Here is a 17,653-nt window from a genome sequence, read left to right on the forward strand (position 1 = left end):
ATCTTCTCCCCTTACTTCGCATAGTGCATTGACTGTTCTTTTAACGTTTCTACAAAGCTTGTACCTGTTTTATATTGATTCGCTCGTAAAATAAATTTCTTTGCAACTTGAAGACAAATGCGTTCCGCTCTAGCACGTACTTCCTCATTCTCAATACAAGTAATATCTTTTACTTTCGCTAGCCCAACAATACGACGAATTAACTCAAGGCCTGTCACTGCAGCTGTATCCTCTAATACAGATTGTAAATAGATTTCGTTAAAGCCTTCTTCCTTCGCCATAATCTCTGTCACATGAATATTCCAAGCATCTAAAAACTTCTTCTTAAATAGATCAATTACCTCTACCATTGTAGATTGTAACCAATCCATATACGTATCCTTCTCAGCTCCATCTGACATCGTTGCATCTGCATTTACCCAAGCAAACATTAAATTCGCCATTACATTCCCGACGTCATATCCCATAGGTCCATAAAAGGCAAACTCAGGATCAATTATCTTTGTGGAATCACTTTTTACAAAAACAGAACCAGTATGCAAATCACCGTGAATAAGCGCCTGTGCATTCGTCATAAAAGAAAACTTAAGTTTTGCTACTTCGATACGAAGCTCTTTATCACTATAAATATGCTCTCTAATCCATCCATCATTTAATGGAAATAACTCATTACGCTTATTATGATTTGTAAATGGCTCAGCGTATACGAGGTCTTCTGTAATCTCACATAACTCAGGATTTATATAATTCTTCACAAGTTCCTTCTTCTCTTTATGATTCATTACAACATCCGATGTTAATAAGAGTGTATTTACCAAAAAGGTCGTTAAATCATCCGCAAGCCTCGGAAATATTTGATGATTTATAAGTGCTGTACGTAATATTGTATGATCCGATAAATCTTCCATTACGCAACAATTCATCACACTATCAAACAAATACACCTTTGGAACAAGCCCAGGTGCTAGCTCCTCCTCCAACTGCAAAACATCTGATTCTATACGAATTCGATTCGTCGACAACTTAAACTCATCTGAAATACGTGCTGTATCCCCAGCTTGCTTTACAATAACAGAAATGTTCTCCTTTTCATCCCAAACGCGAAACACATAATTTAAATTACCATCACCTATTTCTTTACACTGTAACCCCTTTGCATCCTCAAACTTAGATAATTTCTCTTTCACATATACAATCACATCGTTAGCTTCCATTAAAAAATACTTTGTGAACTTAGACATGGTTTCCCCTCCACACTAATTGTAAGCGTTTTCTAAAAGCTATAAAAAATAATATGGTTAAATTTTTTATCCTATAATATATGTTCTTCTTTTTGAAATGTATATCTAGATTTTATTATATCTTGTTAGCAATTTGAGTCAATGTTTCTAATTATCATTACAATATACTTCCTAATTATATATTTGAGATGACAAAAATTGTTCAAAAAAATTCCGATTCATTTTATTTTCTTTATCGCACAATTCTTTGTAGAATAGAAGTAAGCAGTTCCTTTTCAAATCCACAACTTCTAAGAAATATTTCCTTCCTATGAATTTATACTTACAACATACCTCTAACATACACACTACTCTTTCAAACACTCATTGAAAATTTATAAACTTAAAATTACCTTTCAATTCCCTAATAGCCTTAATTGAGAATAAATATTAATTAAATTGATATAAAGTTGGTTTATTCTCTTGACAAAATAACCAATTCTATATGATAATTAATATCGAATTAGAATTATTATAGTTAATTAAAAAATATATTTTATGAGCAAACTATTTTTTGATGCTCAAAACCAACATTTAGGAGGAATTTTAATATGTTATTAATCGGCACAGAAGTAAAACCGTTTAAAGCTAATGCTTACCATAATGGAGAATTTATCCAAGTTACTGACGAAAGTTTAAAAGGAAAATGGAGTGTAGTTTGTTTCTACCCAGCTGACTTCACATTCGTTTGCCCAACTGAACTTGAAGACTTACAAAACCAATACGCAACTCTTAAAGAGTTAGGCGTTGAAGTATACTCTGTATCTACAGACACTCACTTCACTCACAAAGCATGGCATGATAGCTCAGAAACTATCGGCAAAATCGAGTACATCATGATTGGTGACCCAACTCGCACAATCACTACAAACTTCAACGTTTTAATGGAAGAAGAAGGTCTTGCTGCTCGTGGTACATTCATCATCGATCCAGACGGCGTTATCCAATCTATGGAAATCAATGCTGACGGTATCGGTCGTGACGCAAGCATTCTTGTTAACAAAATTAAAGCAGCTCAATACGTACGTAACAACCCAGGTGAAGTTTGCCCAGCTAAATGGCAAGAGGGTTCTGCTACACTTAAACCAAGCCTTGACCTTGTAGGCAAAATCTAAGGAGTTCGATCAAAATGATACTAGATGCAGATATAAAAACACAACTATCCCAATACCTTCAGTTAATGGAGAACGATATTTTACTTAAAGTAAGCGCTGGAGACGACAACGTATCTAAAGATATGTTAGCTCTAGTAGATGAATTAGCTACTATGTCATCTAAGATTACAGTAGAAAAAGTTGAACTAGAGAGAACACCAAGCTTTAGCGTAAATCGCCCTGGTGAAGACACTGGTGTCGTATTCGCTGGTATTCCATTAGGACACGAATTTACTTCATTAGTGTTAGCTTTACTACAAGTAAGTGGACGCGCTCCAAAAGTTGAACAAAAACTAATCGATCAAATTAAAAACATTCAAGGCGAATATCATTTTGAATCTTATATCAGCCTAAGTTGTCATAACTGTCCTGATGTTGTACAAGCTCTTAACGTAATGAGCGTTCTTAACTCTGGTATTACACATACTATGATTGATGGCGCTGCATTCAAAGAGGAAGTAGAAAGCAAAGACATCATGGCAGTACCTACTGTTTACCTAAACGGCGAATCTTTCGGAAGCGGTCGTATGACACTTGAAGAAATTTTAGCTAAAATGGGTAACGGTCCAGATGCATCAGAGCTTTCTGATAAAGATCCATACGATGTTCTTGTTGTTGGTGGCGGCCCTGCTGGTGCAAGTGCAGCAATTTATGCAGCACGTAAAGGCATCCGCACTGGTATCGTTGCTGAGCGCTTCGGTGGTCAAGTAATGGATACTATGGGTATTGAGAACTTCATTAGCGTAAAACGCACTGAAGGTCCTAAGCTAGTAGCAAGCCTTGAAGAGCACGTAAAAGAATACGACATCGATGTAATGAATCTACAACGTGCGAAACGTTTAGAGAAAAAAGAACTTATTGAAGTGGAACTTGAAAACGGCGCTATTCTGAAAAGTAAGAGCGTAATCGTTTCAACAGGTGCTCGCTGGCGTAACGTTGGCGTACCAGGTGAAGCTGAGTTCAAAAACAAAGGTGTAGCATACTGCCCACACTGTGACGGTCCATTATTCATTGGAAAAGACGTAGCAGTTATCGGCGGCGGTAACTCTGGTATTGAAGCAGCTATCGACTTAGCAGGTATTGTTAAGCACGTAACTGTTCTTGAATTCATGCCAGAATTAAAAGCTGATGCTGTATTACAAGAGCGTCTTAACAGCTTACCAAACGTAACTGTTCTGAAAAACGTTCAAACGAAGGAAATCACTGGTACTGATAAAGTAAACGGTATTTCTTACATCGATCGTGAAACTGAAGAAGTTCATCACGTTGAATTACAAGGTGTATTCGTACAAATCGGTCTTGTGCCAAACACAGACTGGTTAGGCGAAACAGTTGAACGCGCTCGCGGTGAAATCGTAATAGACAAGCACGGCGCTACAAACGTACCAGGAGTGTTTGCTGCAGGTGACTGTACAAATAATCCGTACAAACAAATCATCATCTCTATGGGTTCAGGTGCAAACGCAGCTTTAGGTGCATTTGATTACTTAATCCGTAACTAATATATAGACGTGAGTAAAAAAAGCAGGTGCCTTGGCACCTGCTTTTTTATAATCTTAATGTATAAACTAAAAATCTCTCATTTCCATTCTTCTCATAAGCCCCAGGCAATCTTACTTCCCTCTTCAGCTCAAACCCAGTCTGGTTCTCTAAGAAGAAAATATAATCTTCAGAAGGATAGTATAAAATAATATCCACTTCTCTCTCCGCTTCTTCTACCGAAAGTAAAATGTTATTTACTACGTTCATAAATACTTGTACAGAAAATGGATTAAAGAAATAAAACCGGTTATCACGTGGATCAATCTCATATTCCTGCGCTAAACAACATTCAAACCCAATCTTATCTTTACTGTTTCGTACCTTTCGTGCATAACGATCAAGATTATCCATTGCTTCTTTATAAAACTCTTCATTCATTTCAATTCCAACCGCTGAAGCACCACACTTATGGTGCATGTAAAAGTTTAATCGTCCTTTTCCGCATCCAAAGTCTACAATTCGGTCACTACTTCGTATTTCATATTGATTCAGTAACTCATCTAACCCGCTATACGGCGTCGGTTCATAACGATGATAGTGCATAGACTTGTTAAACCCTTTTTGCTCACCGACTGTTTTTATGTTTAAAACTGCATCATAATATTGTTCGTTCATTGATTTTCTCCTATTAAAAAATGGTACTTATTATTATACACCATGTACTGGAGACTCATTTTCCATCAAGTTAACTGATACGTGAAATTATATAAACGATTTTCTGAATATATCTATCGTAACTTCGAATATATCAACGATTTTTTCAATATATCGACGTTTCGACAAAGGATATCGACTTAACGACAAATTACCACAAAAAAACAGGAGCTCTCTAGCCCCTGTCTTCTAACACTTTCAATACAGTTTGTTTTAATATTTCTACCCCATCCATAATACAACTATGATCGAACTTCATATACGGATGGTGTAATCCAGGTTGTAGATTTGCCCCTAGTCCAAGCATGACAGCTTTTAAATGTGGTCTCTTCACTGTGTAGTAATGGAAATCATCGCTTCCTGTCGTATACAGTGGCCCAGTGCACCCCTCTTCCCCGTACACTTCAAGAATGCCTTTTCGCATAAAGCGCTCAGCTTCTTCTGAAACTTCAGCTCCTGGTGCAAGATCAATCCACTCATAAGATACTTTAGATCCCATTGATTCAGCTGACAGAATTACTTGCTCTATTTTTTGCTTTAATTCATTTAGTAATATATTATTTTCTGCTCTAACATCTAAGCTAAAATGCCCGTTACCTGGAATGATATTTAGGTTATCTCCACCAGCTTGGCACCTCGTCATCTTCACTGAATATGAACTTTGCGGTGGTAGCCATATATTTTTTAAACCGATATTGATCATAGAAATGACATCAATTGCATTTATCCCTTGATGCGGGCGTGCCCCATGCGCATCATCTCCGTGAATCGTTCCTTCTAAAAATCCTGCTGCTCCGTGACGAATAGATGGGGCAGCTTGTTTCAAAGGCAGTTCTTCAATTGGGCGTAAATGAACACCGAATAAGAAATCAGCATCATCCACAGCACCCTTCTCTACCATCTTTAAAGAACCATTTCCTTTTTCCTCTGCTGGCTGAAAAATAAACCTAACTGTTCCACTATCCCATCTCATATTTTTCAATTGTAAAATAAGTCCCATCACAATTGTCATATGAGCATCGTGACCACATGAATGATTCGCTTTAAACTCTCCATCCACTTCTTGCCACAGTGCATCCATATCAGCACGAATTGCAATAACTGGATTTCCGCTTCCAATTTCAGCAATCACGCCTGGGCAATCATCAAATACTTTATATGAAATTCCTTCTTCTTTTAAAAAGTTAGTAATATACGCTGTCGTTTCATACTCTTTCCAACTCACTTCAGGGTTTTCATGTAAATGCTGAAAAATTTCAGTTAAACGCTCTTGTAATTCTAATGTTTTCAAAGCTACATTCTCCTTCCCAAATTCCAAAACCATTCAGGTTAATTATACTTATGAAAAACAGATGTTTTTATGAACATATTGAATTTTAAGAAAAAAGTCAATTGTTTATTTTTAAATACTTTAAGGCTTCACTCTGCATCGACATTACAAACTAAACGAACAACTAGAACATTCCTTATTTTCTGTTTTTTGTTGACGCTTACATTGATTTCTAGTTATTATAATTTAATAACGTCTATTTTACGACAATTCTAAAAATACAAACAAACATACGTAACAAGGAGGAACTTTATGAAAAAAGAAATACCTTTTGGAATAGCGATTATCCCTATTATCATTACCGTTGCAGTTATGATGGTTACAATTGTTGTATTAAAACAAAGCCCTCATGTTCCACTTATTATCGGTACAACCGTTGCTTCTACCGTCGCTTGGCGTTACGGTTACAAGTGGAACGATCTTGAAGAAGCAATGTATAAGGGGATTCGTCTTGCATTACCTGCTATCGTTATTATTATTCTTGTTGGCTTAACAATCGGTGCTTGGATTGGTGGCGGAATCGTCGCAACAATGATTTATTACGGTTTAAATCTTTTAACTCCATCACTATTTCTCGTTTCAATTACAATTATTTGTTCTATTGTTGCATTAGCAATTGGTAGCTCTTGGTCTACAATGGGGACAATTGGTGTTGCAGGAATGGGAATTGGCCTAAGTATGGGAATTCCAGCTCCAATGGTGGCTGGTGCTATCATTTCCGGTTCTTACTTCGGCGATAAAATGTCACCGCTTTCAGACACAACAAACTTAGCCGCAGGATTAACAAATACAGATTTATTTACACATATTCGTCATATGTTATTTACTACAATTCCAGGTTTAATTATTACTCTTATCGTTTATGCATTATTAGGAAGAAGCTTCGGAGCTAACAATATTGATGCAAAAAGCATCGATCAAACGTTACAAGTATTGCAACAAAACTTTGTTATCTCACCTTTCCTATTAATCATACCTGTAGTCGTTATGGTATTGGTCGCTAAAAAAGTTCCTGCCATCCCAGCTATTCTTGTAGGTATTATTTTAGGATTTTTATCACAAGTCTTTATTCAAGGTGGTTCTGTCTCTGCATCTGTCGGTGCACTCCAAACTGGATTTGTTATAGACACTGGAAACAAGCTAGTAGACGAACTATTTAACCGTGGCGGCTTAGATTCAATGATGAATACAGTCTCTATGACAATTGTCGCTATGACTTTCGGAGGAGTATTAGAACATACAGGTATCCTTCGCTCAATTGTAAATCAAATTTTAAAGTTAGCGACATCAGCAAAAGGGCTTATCGCCTCTACTATTGCTTCTTGCTTTGCAACAAACCTTACTTGCTCTGAACAATATATTTCGATTGTTGTTCCTTCAAGAATGTACGCAAATGCATACACAGAAAAAGGACTACATTCTAAAAATTTATCCAGAGCATTAGAAGATGGTGGAACTTTAACTTCTGTCTTCGTACCTTGGAATACGTGCGGTGTATTTATTCTTGCAACACTTGGCGTAGGTGCATTTGAATATGCTCCTTATGCTATATTAAATTTCATTGTACCTATTATCTCAATCATTTACGGCATAACTGGTCTCACAATTACGAAACTATCTGACATTGAAAAAGCGGAACTACTAAAAAAACAAAAAGCTCAATTAGAAGCTTAAAGATAACGGTAAATTCAGTTCATATATTGCGCGAGGGCGTCCTTGTTGATAAGGCATTTCCTCGCCGCAAATATGAGCATACCCATACTCAACTAGTTTCTTTAATAACCTTTCAGTTGATCGCCGAGTCACTTGTAAGTATTCAGAAAGATCTGCTGCCGTAAACTTCAATGACGGATGTGATTGACTAAATTGAATAATTTTTGATAAATTTGCTGGACTAAGCTTCGTTTCCTTCGCTATTTTCATTAGTGCCGGGTTGTCATTCTTCAAGCTTTGTACTCTCTGTTCTTTCGGGAACGGACCAAATAGTTCTTTATCACTTGTTAGTATATAAAAACAGTGGTCTATTGGATTATTCTTCGCGAAACCTTGAGCGATTTTAGCATTTTGCTCTGCTTCCTTCACAGTTTTTCCGTAACCAAATCCAATAGCTATCGTTCCTTCTATACTCGCAAATAAATTATTTATCATATTTGTTTTTATAATCGATTCAATATCACCACGAGTCGTATACAAAATGAACGTCATTTCATCAATTTTTTTAAATGAGCCACGTAGTTCTTTTGAAATGACATCTAATTGCTCAAGCAAACCTTCTCGTAATTCTAAAGAAGAAATCATACAAGCACCAACAGTAGCTGAATGGCTTTTTGCTAACTCAGCTTTTATTTTTGCATCTTTTAACCCATGTATAATGGATTGCTTTGGATCTATCATACGTTTTGAAGGGATACCTATTTTTTGAAGTTCATCATAGACAGCATGAATACTAGTTAAAGCTAACTGAGCTTCTCCAGATTGATATTTAGCTACATGAAAATCAATAACTCTATTTATTTCATCTTTACTCCACAGCATATTTTCATAATCAAACACTTGTGGACTTTCTTTTATACCGATATCTTGGAACACATTTATAATAAATGAGCGGTCTACTAAATCAATTGAAATTTTATGTGGTTGAATTCCTTGGTGATACATGACAGAAAGAATGGAAGATGCGACAGTTGTCTCGTCTTGCTGTAAGTACGTACTTGGAATTCGTAATTGTTCTCTTATTTCTTTTGCCATATAATAAGGTAAAGCACCTGAGAAAAAGATGACATCACAAGGCTTTAAACGCTTTAATAGTTCAGAAGATTCTGCAGGATGAAGGTAAATATATGGATCAATCTCTATTTCTTCTAGTTTATGAGCAACAGGTAAAAGTGTCTCCATAAACTCTTTTGAACCGACAACTGCAATTTTTATCATCATTTTCTCTAACTCCTTATCATTAATTAACGACTATTTAACGTCAACTATATCAAATGTACAAAACCATTGTAAACAGGAAGGGGTCTTTATTCAATGAAAATTACCGCTATTCACCTTTATGCAATTCGTTTACCGCTTCGCGATCCGTTTATTATTAGTTATGGTTCTTATTCTGATATGCCTTCTATTATCGTAAAAATGGAAACAGATGAAGGCATTATCGGTTATGGTGAAGGCGTTGCTGATGATCACGTTACAGGCGAATCATGGGAAAGTACTTTCCATACTTTAAAACATACACTTGCTCCTGCGCTCATTGGGCAAAATCCAATGAATATCGAGAAAATACACGATATGATGGACAATACAATTTACGGTGTGCCTACTGCGAAGGCCGCAATTGATATCGCTTGTTTCGATATAATGGGTAAAAAACTAAATCAACCTGTATATCAATTAATTGGCGGGCGCTATCATGAAGAATTCCCTGTCACTCACGTTTTAAGTATTGCCGATCCTGAAGATATGGCTGAAGAAGCTGCTTCTATGATTCAAAAAGGTTACCAATCTTTCAAAATGAAAGTTGGTACAAATGTAAAAGAAGATGTAAAACGTATTGAAGCTGTACGAGAACGTGTAGGAAATGACATCGCTATTCGCGTTGATGTAAACCAAGGGTGGAAAAATAGCGCAAACACATTAACGGCACTTCGTTCATTAGGTCATTTAAACATCGACTGGATTGAACAGCCTGTTATAGCGGATGATATTGACGCAATGGCTCACATTCGTTCTAAAACAGACCTTCCGCTTATGATTGATGAGGGATTAAAGGCCTCTCGTGAAATGCGCCAAATCATTAAATTAGACGCGGCTGATAAAGTAAATATAAAACTAATGAAATGCGGTGGCATATATCCAGCTGTAAAACTCGCTCATCAAGCCGAAATGGCAGGCATTGAATGCCAAGTTGGATCCATGGTCGAATCATCTATTGCCTCTTCCGCAGGATTCCATGTCGCTTTCTCGAAAAAGATCATTACGAGCGTCGAGCTAACAGGTCCATTAAAGTTCACGAAAGACATCGGAGACTTACATTACGACGTACCATTTATTCGCTTAAACGAAAAGCCAGGACTCGGCATTGAAATAAATGAAGATACCCTACAAGAACTAACCGTCTTTCAAGACGTTGTACGCTAAAGGAGGACTAACGCATGACAGTTCTATACAAAGGATCATTAAAACAAAATAACGATCCATTTCACGTTACATTACTATCACTAGAGCACATCGAGCAAATTTTATTACTGCAGAACGTCGTAGTTGAAGCACTAGAAGATAAAAGCCGTTTACAGCCGCTCTCACAAGAAGAATTTCAATACATTTTAGAAGGAAACGGCATGATGATTGGTGCTTTTATCGAAAATGAACTTATCGCATTTCGGGCCCTACTCGTCCCTCCTATCGACGATGAACATTTAGGACTTGATATTGGCTTAACAGAAAGCGAACTACACCGCGTCATCTATCAAGAAATATCAAACGTTCACCCGAACTGTCGAGGAAATGGGATGCAAAAAATATTAGCAAAAGTCATTATGGAAGAATTGCAAAAAGAAGACAGCAAATATGATTATGTATGCTGCACCGTTGCTCCTTTTAACATTCCGAGTTTGAAGGATAAGTTTGCGCAAGGGATGGAGATTGCTGCGCTGAAGGAGAAGTATGGTGGTAGTCTGCGGTATGTTTTTGTGAAGGAATTGCATGAGGACAATGAAAGGGATTGGACGGATATTAAGAGCGTTCCAATGAACAATGCTGGTGGACAGCAGGCGTTGCTTTCGGATGGGTATCGTGGGTATGAACTGGAGAAAGTGGACGGAGATTTTGTTGTGAAGTTTGGGCGATGATCTATATGCTCGAAAAAAGGAGATGTCCCTTGTGACATCTCCTTTTTTTCAATCCTTTGAACAATTCTGTGGTAAATGAAATTATATCAACGATTTTTCGAATATATCTATCATAACTCACAATATATCAACGATTCGACAAGGAATATCGATTTACCAACAAAAATCGATATCCCTTCCTAAACCGTCATCTTCCAACTAGATAACGCTAACCAGTTCTCCATTTCCTTATAATCAGGCATTATCTTCCCGACAAGACGCCAGAAAGAGCGATCATGATTTAAATGAACCATATGGCACATTTCGTGAACGACTACATAATCAATTACTCGCTGTGGTGCCATCGCTAGCTTCCAATTGAATGTTAGTTGTAAATTCGAATCACAAGTACCCCACGTACGACTACTATCTGTAATACGAATAGAGCGTGGTTTTGTTTTGAAATTACTTTGATGCGCTTTAATACTCTTCTCTACTAATGACTTACACTGCTTATAGTAAAATCGTTTTAAAGCTTGCTGTACTTTCTCATCCTTAAGCTCTTTCACATAAATATGTAGCTTATCTCCCTCAAATACTGCATTATCTTGCGTAATGCTTGCATCTTGAGAAATTTGTATCGGATACGTATTTCCTAAATATAGAAAGCCCTCTCCTTGATCGTAATCCTTTTCCTGTGATCCAAGCGCTCGCTCCTGCATTTCCTTACGGGTTGTCTGAATCCAATCCCACTTCTCCTCTAGCAACTGGACTAAGTATTCAACAGGTGTCCCTTTTGGAGCTTGCACTTCCACATTTCCGTACGAATCTACAAAAAGACGCACAGACTTTTTCTTTTTATAAGTTATATGAAAATGAATTGTCTCACCTAAATATGTATGTACCATTTCATCACCTAGTGTATTATTTTTACAAGTAAAAAAGAGTAGGATACAAACGTCCTACTCTACCTATTATATCATTTGCTGCTTTAACAAACTCATTACCCTCTATACTTTACACCTAATCCCTTAATGAAATTCCTTGCGTATCTATCGCCGCACTCTTTGTAATTTTTATGGCCTTTTTTTCTTAATAGAGCGCCTAACTCTCCTTTTGTTACCGTAACACCTACGCTATCTAATATATCAAGTACATCCTCACTCGTTAATGATAGTGCGATTTTCATCTTCTTTAGAAGAAGGTTATTGGCACTCTCCTTGCTCTGTACAGGTGCCGGTTGTCCTGGTTTCGGATCTTGCTTCCCTCTTTTTAAAGTAATAAATCCATTTAAAAATGCCTCTAACATCATCATGTCGCATGTTAATACGTACTCATCTTCGATTACATCATCATTTTCAGCTTCATGCTGAGGCGCTCTTTTTATTTTTGTAAGCATATCAACTACGTCTTCTTTCGTTACTTCCATCCCGCCAAGTTCAAAGATTTCTACCATATCTATATCTTTTATATCTAAAGCGTACCTTACTCTTTTTAATATATCGTTGTTGCTCATTGCCATTGTTTTGCCTCCAGAAATGTTGATTATAGTAATGCTTTTAGCATGTGTAAATGAATGTCGTTAAGTTACTACTTTAACATTTTAGGGGGAGGTTTTGTAGTCTTGGGTGGATTATTGCTTGTGGAGGTTATAACCAGAAACCAAGAAAATAGTGTAACCGTGGAGAAAAGGTAGTATATTTCTTATCCATCGTGTCATTTGAATACCCTATAGTTTTTATCAAATAAAACAGTAGCCATTTTACAAATATTCTATTTCCCTCATACACCTAGTTAATTATTTTTATAAGTTTTTTTAATTTCAAATAGACTATTAAAAATTTTTTCATTCATCTTTGATTTTTCGCCTAATGTGTCCTCTATTATATAATCATATCCATCTGTATAATAATCATATGAAAAACCCCCAAGCAATGTAGATTTACATTCGCGCTGGATTTCTTCAAGTAATTTGTATTTATTTTCCGCCTCCGTTTGAATATCATCTTTTAATTCTTCTTCTGTAAAATAGTAATCTGTTTTATGAAATACTAATTTGGCTACTCCCTTTGTTAGCTCCGTACCATCGTTCTGCCATATAAATAATTCTTTTTCCAAGCATTCTTGAGGATCATTATACAAAGTATTTAAATTTTTGTTCCCACCTTTACCAACATTCCAATCTTCATATGTTATACAGTGTGATTCAAACTCTTCATAGCTCGCAACTTTTTCTTCTAAGTCTGCTTTTTTCTCTTCGGGTGTCTTATAGATCCAATTAATAACTACAATTGCTATTAGCATATATATTAAAATTTTCATAACTGATAGCTTTTTCTTCTTTTTCACTTCAACCTTCCCCATTCACTCTAATTACTTGCCTTTATATATACTGTAAAGCATAAAAGACAACTCTCCAAAAGGAAAGTTGCCTCATTTTAAACTAAATTCAATCAAACCAAACACCCCACATATACAAAGTATATGTTACAACAAAAAGATACTGATAGCTTTATTCATTCTTAAGAAATTTCCCTTTCAGTTATCGTCTAAAAAAGACCTCAAAACTAAATAAAACAACTCCCCATAAATGAATAAAATCCATCCCCTCTACCTTTCAAAAGTTACACCGTTTCACTACCTTCTACCACATTAACATTCGCCTCAAACTTATCAAGCAATGTACGCACTTCATCAGTCGACTTCGTGCTCATCAATTGATTTCTTAGTTCAGCAGCTCCAGGGAAGCCTTTTACATAAATTTTGAAGAAGCGATGTAGTCCTGTGATAGAGCGTGGTAATACTTCTGCATATTGATCTTGAAGATCAAGCTGTAGCCTTAAAAGATCTAGATGTTCTTTACTACTATGCTCTCTTGGTTCTTTTTCAAAAGCAAATGGATTTTTGAAAATGCCTCGTCCAATCATTACGCCATCTATGCCGTATTTTTCAGCAAGCTCCAGCCCTGTTTTACGGTCAGGGATATCTCCGTTTATTGTTAGAAGCGTATTTGGTGCAATACGATCACGTAATTTTTTAATTTCCGGAATTAGCTCCCAGTGCGCATCCACTTGACTCATTTCTTCTCTTGTACGTAAGTGAATAGAAAGGTTTGCGATATCTTGTTTGAAAATATGCGTTAACCAATCTTCCCACTCGCTTAACTCTTTAAAGCCAAGTCTTGTTTTTACGCTGACAGGTAGTCCGCCTGCTTTTGCTGCTTGAATCAGTTCTGCCGCAACGTCTGGACGTAGAATAAGGCCACTACCTTTTCCCCTTGATGCTACGTTCGGTACAGGGCAGCCCATGTTAATATCGATGCCTTTAAATCCTAGTTCCGCCATACCAATACTCATTTGACGGAAATATTCAGGGTTATCTCCCCAAATATGTGCTACCATCGGTTGTTCATCTTCTGTAAAAATTAAACGGCCACGTACACTTTTCATACCTTCTGGATGACAATAGCTATCCGAGTTTGTGAACTCTGTAAAGAATACATCTGGACGACCAGCCTCACTTACTACGTGACGGAAAACAACGTCTGTCACATCTTCCATTGGTGCAAGTACGAAAAATGGTCGTGGTAAATCACGCCAAAAATTATCTATCATTTCAAATTCAAATCCTCTCACTATGAATACAATTTAAAAATATAAAGCCAAATAACAATAGTACATTTATAATTTACGAAAATCAGCAATATTTATTTTAACTAAAATCATTGCTAAATGGCATTTTGATAAACCAAAAAGCAGATGGTATAGATTTTCCTATATCAACTGCTTGTTTATTATACCAACTTAAGCCAAGCTACACACTCTACATGAGTCGTATGCGGGAACATATCAACAGGCTGTACTTCCTGCGTTTTATATCCGCCTTCTTCTAGTACTTTTAAGTCACGTGCTAATGTTGCTGGGTTACACGATACGTATACGACGCGTTTTGGTTTCATATCGATGATTGTGTTTAGTAATGCTTCATCACAGCCTTTACGCGGTGGATCTACGACCATTGTGTCAGCGATTACGCCTTCTTTGTACCATTTTGGAATGACTACTTCTGCTTCTCCTACGCCAAATTCAGCGTTTGTCATGTTGTTTAGTGCTGCGTTACGATTTGCGTCTTCGATTGCTTCTGGGACGATTTCAACGCCGTACACTTTTTTCGCTTTTTGTGCTAGGAATAAGGAGATTGATCCAATTCCACAATAGGCATCAATTACTGTTTCGTTACCATCTAATTTTGCGTACTCTAACGTTTTATCGTATAACACTTTCGTTTGTTCTGGATTTACTTGATAGAATGAACGTGCTGAAATCGCAAATTTAATGTCACCGATAAAGTCATAAATATATTCTGATCCGTACAGTACTGTCGTTGTGTCTCCGAAGATTACATTTGTACGTTTCGGGTTTACGTTTTGAACAATTGATTTTACTTCTGGGAATTTCGCAGCAATTTCTTCAATGATTGCTTTTTTGTTTGGCAATTCTGCTGTACGAGTAATAAAGACAAGCATGATTTCCCCTGTTACTTGTCCGTAACGAGCCATTACGTGGCGAAGTATTCCTTTGTTACGCTCTTCGTTGTACGCCGAAATACCGTGTTTTTCACAAATACGTTTTACTTCTTGAATTAATGTATCGTTCTCTTCTGCTTGAATTAAACATGATTCCATATTAATGATGTCATGCGTTCCTTGACGATAGAAACCAGCTACAAGTCCGCCTTCACGTTCTCCGATTGGTACTTGTGCTTTATTACGGTATACCCATGGGTTCTTCATGCCAAGTACAGGATGCACAGGAACATCGCTTAGTCCGCCAATGCGCTGCATAACGTCACGTACTTGTTTTTCTTTCGCTTGTAATTGCCCTTCATATGTTAAGTGCTGAAGCTGGCAACCACCGCACTGATTGTACACTGGGCATTCTGCATCTTTACGATATGGGCTCTCTGTATGAAGCTTCATTAAACGACCGAACGCGAAGTTTTTCTTCACTTTAATAATTTTAATTTGGGCTTCTTCACCTGGTAATCCGTTTTTAACGAAAATAGGATATCCTTTTACTTTCGCAACACCGGCACCATCATGTGTTAAATCTTCAAATACTACATCTATAAACTCGTTTTTCTCAACTGGTGGCGTCATTTTTGTACTCATTTTCCGACCTCTCTTTTTCATAACACTGCGTTACATTTTATCATACTTATATGGTCTATTTCTATCGGAAGAAAAAAAGCTATTGACGATAGTTCTCTGTTAATGTTACGCTACTACTAATTTAATACGGACGATGTTACCTCATATATACTCGATAATATGGATCGAGAGTTTCTACCCGGCAACCTTAAATTGCTGGACTATGGGGAAAACTAATGAATATTAGCCTACGTGCAAAAAAGGACTCATATTGATTAGCTTTCTCTCATAGATGAAAGTGAATCCATATGGGTCTTTTTTTATTTTTATTTTTCTAAAAGGTCAGACATCTTACGTATGACATAAAACCTCTTTGTTTTATTTTTAGTAATATAACGGGAGTTTTATGTACAAACTTTATACGAACTTCTGAAAGGGGCAACTACATGCAATATGTAATGAGCATTATCGGTATTCTTGTCGTTTTAGGTTTATGTTTTGCTTTGTCAAACAACAAAAGTAAAATCAACTTCCGTGCAATTGCTATTATGATTGGTTTCCAAATTTTAATCGGTTGGTTTATGTTTGGCACAAAGATTGGTCAACAAATCATTATTTTCATTGGTAAAGTTTTCAACAAACTAATTAAGCTTGGTACGACAGGTGTCGATTTTCTCTTTAATGGAATTCAAAGAGATTTTGTCTTTTTCTTAAACGTACTATTAATTATCGTATTTTTCTCAGCACTACTTTCTATCTTTAGTTATTTAGGTGTTTTACCATTCATCGTTCGCGTTGTCGGCGGTGCAATTTCAAAAATCACTGGTTTACCACGCGTTGAATCATTCCACGCAGTAAACTCTGTATTCTTCGGTTCAAGTGAAGCGTTAATCGTTATTAAAAATGATTTACAGCATTTTAACAAAAACCGTATGTTTATCATTTGTTGTTCTGCAATGAGTTCAGTTTCTGCTTCTGTTACAGCATCATACGTAATGATGTTAGATGCAAAATATGTACTAGCAGCTCTTCCACTAAACTTATTCTCAAGCTTAATTGTTTGTTCGTTATTAACACCTGTTGATACGAAGAAAGAAGATGAAGTGATTCAAAAATTTGATAGAACTTTATTCGGAGACAGTTTTATCGGCGCAATGATTAACGGTGCGCTTGACGGCTTAAAAGTAGCAGGTATCGTTGCTGCATTAATGATCGCCTTCATCGGTGTGATGGAAGTTGTCAACTACGTAATTAGCGCCGCTTCAGGTGCAATGGGATATGCTGTTACGTTACAACAAATCTTCGGTTATATACTTGCTCCATTCGCATTCTTAATGGGTATTCCAACTCAAGATATTATCCCAGCTGGTGGTATTATGGGTACGAAGATTGTATTAAACGAATTTGTAGCAATCCTTGATTTAAAAGATGTTGCATCAACATTATCTCCACGTACAGTTGGAATCGTTACAGTATTCTTAATTAGCTTCGCAAGTATTAGCCAAATTGGTGCGATTGTCGGTACAATCCGTGCCCTTTCTGAAAAACAAGGAAGCATCGTTTCTAAATTCGGCTGGAAAATGTTATTTGCATCAACACTTGCTTCTATTTTATCTGCAACAATCGCTGGATTGTTTATTTAATAAAAAACTCCACCTTACTTCTCCTTTTTCTAAAGGAAGTTTAGGTGGAGTTTTTTCATCTTCCAAATGTATTTT

At 36.6% G+C, this 17,653-nt stretch carries 15 protein-coding genes and 1 riboswitch; of the genes, 6 read left to right on the plus strand and 9 right to left on the minus strand.

The annotated features are described in order from the left end of the window. Positions 1–11: 11 nt before the first annotated feature. Positions 12–1,241 carry an S-methyl-5-thioribose kinase gene (gene mtnK, locus ACYVEC_RS03945; RefSeq protein ID WP_063221594.1) on the minus strand — a complete coding sequence of 410 codons (1,230 nt, stop codon included), beginning with the start codon at positions 1,239–1,241 and terminating at the stop codon, positions 12–14. 590 nt (positions 1,242–1,831) lie between these two features. Between mtnK and ahpC the strand changes: the two genes are divergently transcribed. Further along, entirely contained in the window at positions 1,832–2,395 is a 564-nt protein-coding gene (gene ahpC, locus ACYVEC_RS03950) for an alkyl hydroperoxide reductase subunit C (protein WP_000924422.1), read from the plus strand. Between the two features lie 14 nt (positions 2,396–2,409). Continuing rightward, positions 2,410–3,936 (plus strand): alkyl hydroperoxide reductase subunit F, encoded by a 1,527-nt coding sequence (gene ahpF / locus ACYVEC_RS03955; RefSeq protein WP_098556874.1) that lies wholly within the window; start codon positions 2,410–2,412, stop codon positions 3,934–3,936. A 46-nt stretch (positions 3,937–3,982) separates the two neighbouring features. On the opposite strand, the gene ACYVEC_RS03960 is transcribed toward ahpF, so the two are convergent. Both ACYVEC_RS03960 and ACYVEC_RS03965 read right to left on the minus strand, forming a co-directional pair. After that, on the minus strand, positions 3,983–4,591 hold the full coding sequence (locus tag ACYVEC_RS03960; protein WP_098556872.1) for an SAM-dependent methyltransferase: 609 nt from the start codon (positions 4,589–4,591) through the stop codon (positions 3,983–3,985). Positions 4,592–4,805: 214 nt separating this feature from the next. Then, a complete protein-coding gene (locus ACYVEC_RS03965) occupies positions 4,806–5,921 on the minus strand; it encodes a M20 peptidase aminoacylase family protein (RefSeq protein ID WP_063221591.1) in 1,116 nt (371 codons plus the stop codon). A 291-nt stretch (positions 5,922–6,212) separates the two neighbouring features. Here ACYVEC_RS03965 and nhaC point away from each other — a divergent pair, with 291 nt between their 5' ends. Beyond that, positions 6,213–7,634 carry a Na+/H+ antiporter NhaC gene (gene nhaC / locus ACYVEC_RS03970; RefSeq protein WP_063221590.1) on the plus strand — a complete coding sequence of 474 codons (1,422 nt, stop codon included), beginning with the start codon at positions 6,213–6,215 and terminating at the stop codon, positions 7,632–7,634. Here the strand turns inward: nhaC and ACYVEC_RS03975 are convergent. Further along, on the minus strand, positions 7,623–8,894 hold the full coding sequence (locus tag ACYVEC_RS03975; RefSeq protein WP_098556870.1) for a transcriptional regulator: 1,272 nt from the start codon (positions 8,892–8,894) through the stop codon (positions 7,623–7,625). The genes nhaC and ACYVEC_RS03975 overlap by 12 nt on opposite strands. A 93-nt stretch (positions 8,895–8,987) precedes the next feature. Between ACYVEC_RS03975 and ACYVEC_RS03980 the strand changes: the two genes are divergently transcribed. Beyond that, positions 8,988–10,097: a mandelate racemase/muconate lactonizing enzyme family protein gene (locus ACYVEC_RS03980; RefSeq protein WP_063221588.1), complete on the plus strand. Its 1,110-nt coding sequence runs from the start codon at positions 8,988–8,990 to the stop codon at positions 10,095–10,097. A gap of 14 nt (positions 10,098–10,111) precedes the next feature. Further along, a complete protein-coding gene (locus tag ACYVEC_RS03985) occupies positions 10,112–10,807 on the plus strand; it encodes a hypothetical protein (RefSeq protein ID WP_063221587.1) in 696 nt (231 codons plus the stop codon). Positions 10,808–10,986: 179 nt separating this feature from the next. Here the strand turns inward: ACYVEC_RS03985 and ACYVEC_RS03990 are convergent, their stop codons facing one another. From ACYVEC_RS03990 to rlmD, 5 genes are all read right to left on the minus strand, one after another. Beyond that, on the minus strand, positions 10,987–11,694 hold the full coding sequence (locus tag ACYVEC_RS03990) for a M48 family metallopeptidase (RefSeq protein WP_063221586.1): 708 nt from the start codon (positions 11,692–11,694) through the stop codon (positions 10,987–10,989). A 95-nt stretch (positions 11,695–11,789) separates the two neighbouring features. After that, entirely contained in the window at positions 11,790–12,308 is a 519-nt protein-coding gene (locus ACYVEC_RS03995) for a YehS family protein (protein WP_060629344.1), read from the minus strand. Positions 12,309–12,580: 272 nt separating this feature from the next. Continuing rightward, positions 12,581–13,135 carry a hypothetical protein gene (locus tag ACYVEC_RS04000; protein ID WP_231428391.1) on the minus strand — a complete coding sequence of 185 codons (555 nt, stop codon included), beginning with the start codon at positions 13,133–13,135 and terminating at the stop codon, positions 12,581–12,583. A 275-nt stretch (positions 13,136–13,410) separates the two neighbouring features. Beyond that, the gene (locus ACYVEC_RS04005) at positions 13,411–14,400 is read right to left on the minus strand and encodes a tRNA dihydrouridine synthase (protein WP_199677707.1); all 990 of its coding nucleotides are present in this window, start codon (positions 14,398–14,400) and stop codon (positions 13,411–13,413) included. 179 nt (positions 14,401–14,579) lie between these two features. Next, entirely contained in the window at positions 14,580–15,956 is a 1,377-nt protein-coding gene (gene rlmD / locus ACYVEC_RS04010) for a 23S rRNA (uracil(1939)-C(5))-methyltransferase RlmD (RefSeq protein WP_063221583.1), read from the minus strand. 121 nt (positions 15,957–16,077) lie between these two features. Continuing rightward, positions 16,078–16,179: riboswitch (purine riboswitch) on the plus strand. 202 nt (positions 16,180–16,381) lie between these two features. Here rlmD and ACYVEC_RS04015 point away from each other — a divergent pair. After that, entirely contained in the window at positions 16,382–17,578 is a 1,197-nt protein-coding gene (locus tag ACYVEC_RS04015) for a NupC/NupG family nucleoside CNT transporter (protein ID WP_060629340.1), read from the plus strand. Positions 17,579–17,653: the final 75 nt, after the last annotated feature.

It is taken from the genome of Bacillus sp. MN7755, assembly GCF_054771475.1.

Coding starts and splice junctions, on each gene's coding strand:
- mtnK (WP_063221594.1), bottom strand. CDS start 1,241: ATGTCTAAGTTCACAAAGTATTTTTTAATGGAAGCTAACGATGTGATT.
- ACYVEC_RS04015 (WP_060629340.1), top strand. CDS start 16,382: ATGCAATATGTAATGAGCATTATCGGTATTCTTGTCGTTTTAGGTTTA.
- ahpC (WP_000924422.1), top strand. CDS start 1,832: ATGTTATTAATCGGCACAGAAGTAAAACCGTTTAAAGCTAATGCTTAC.
- ACYVEC_RS03980 (WP_063221588.1), top strand. CDS start 8,988: ATGAAAATTACCGCTATTCACCTTTATGCAATTCGTTTACCGCTTCGC.
- ACYVEC_RS03960 (WP_098556872.1), bottom strand. CDS start 4,591: ATGAACGAACAATATTATGATGCAGTTTTAAACATAAAAACAGTCGGT.
- ACYVEC_RS03995 (WP_060629344.1), bottom strand. CDS start 12,308: ATGGCAATGAGCAACAACGATATATTAAAAAGAGTAAGGTACGCTTTA.
- ACYVEC_RS04005 (WP_199677707.1), bottom strand. CDS start 14,400: ATGATAGATAATTTTTGGCGTGATTTACCACGACCATTTTTCGTACTT.
- ahpF (WP_098556874.1), top strand. CDS start 2,410: ATGATACTAGATGCAGATATAAAAACACAACTATCCCAATACCTTCAG.
- ACYVEC_RS03985 (WP_063221587.1), top strand. CDS start 10,112: ATGACAGTTCTATACAAAGGATCATTAAAACAAAATAACGATCCATTT.
- ACYVEC_RS03990 (WP_063221586.1), bottom strand. CDS start 11,694: ATGGTACATACATATTTAGGTGAGACAATTCATTTTCATATAACTTAT.
- rlmD (WP_063221583.1), bottom strand. CDS start 15,956: ATGAGTACAAAAATGACGCCACCAGTTGAGAAAAACGAGTTTATAGAT.
- nhaC (WP_063221590.1), top strand. CDS start 6,213: ATGAAAAAAGAAATACCTTTTGGAATAGCGATTATCCCTATTATCATT.
- ACYVEC_RS03975 (WP_098556870.1), bottom strand. CDS start 8,894: ATGATGATAAAAATTGCAGTTGTCGGTTCAAAAGAGTTTATGGAGACA.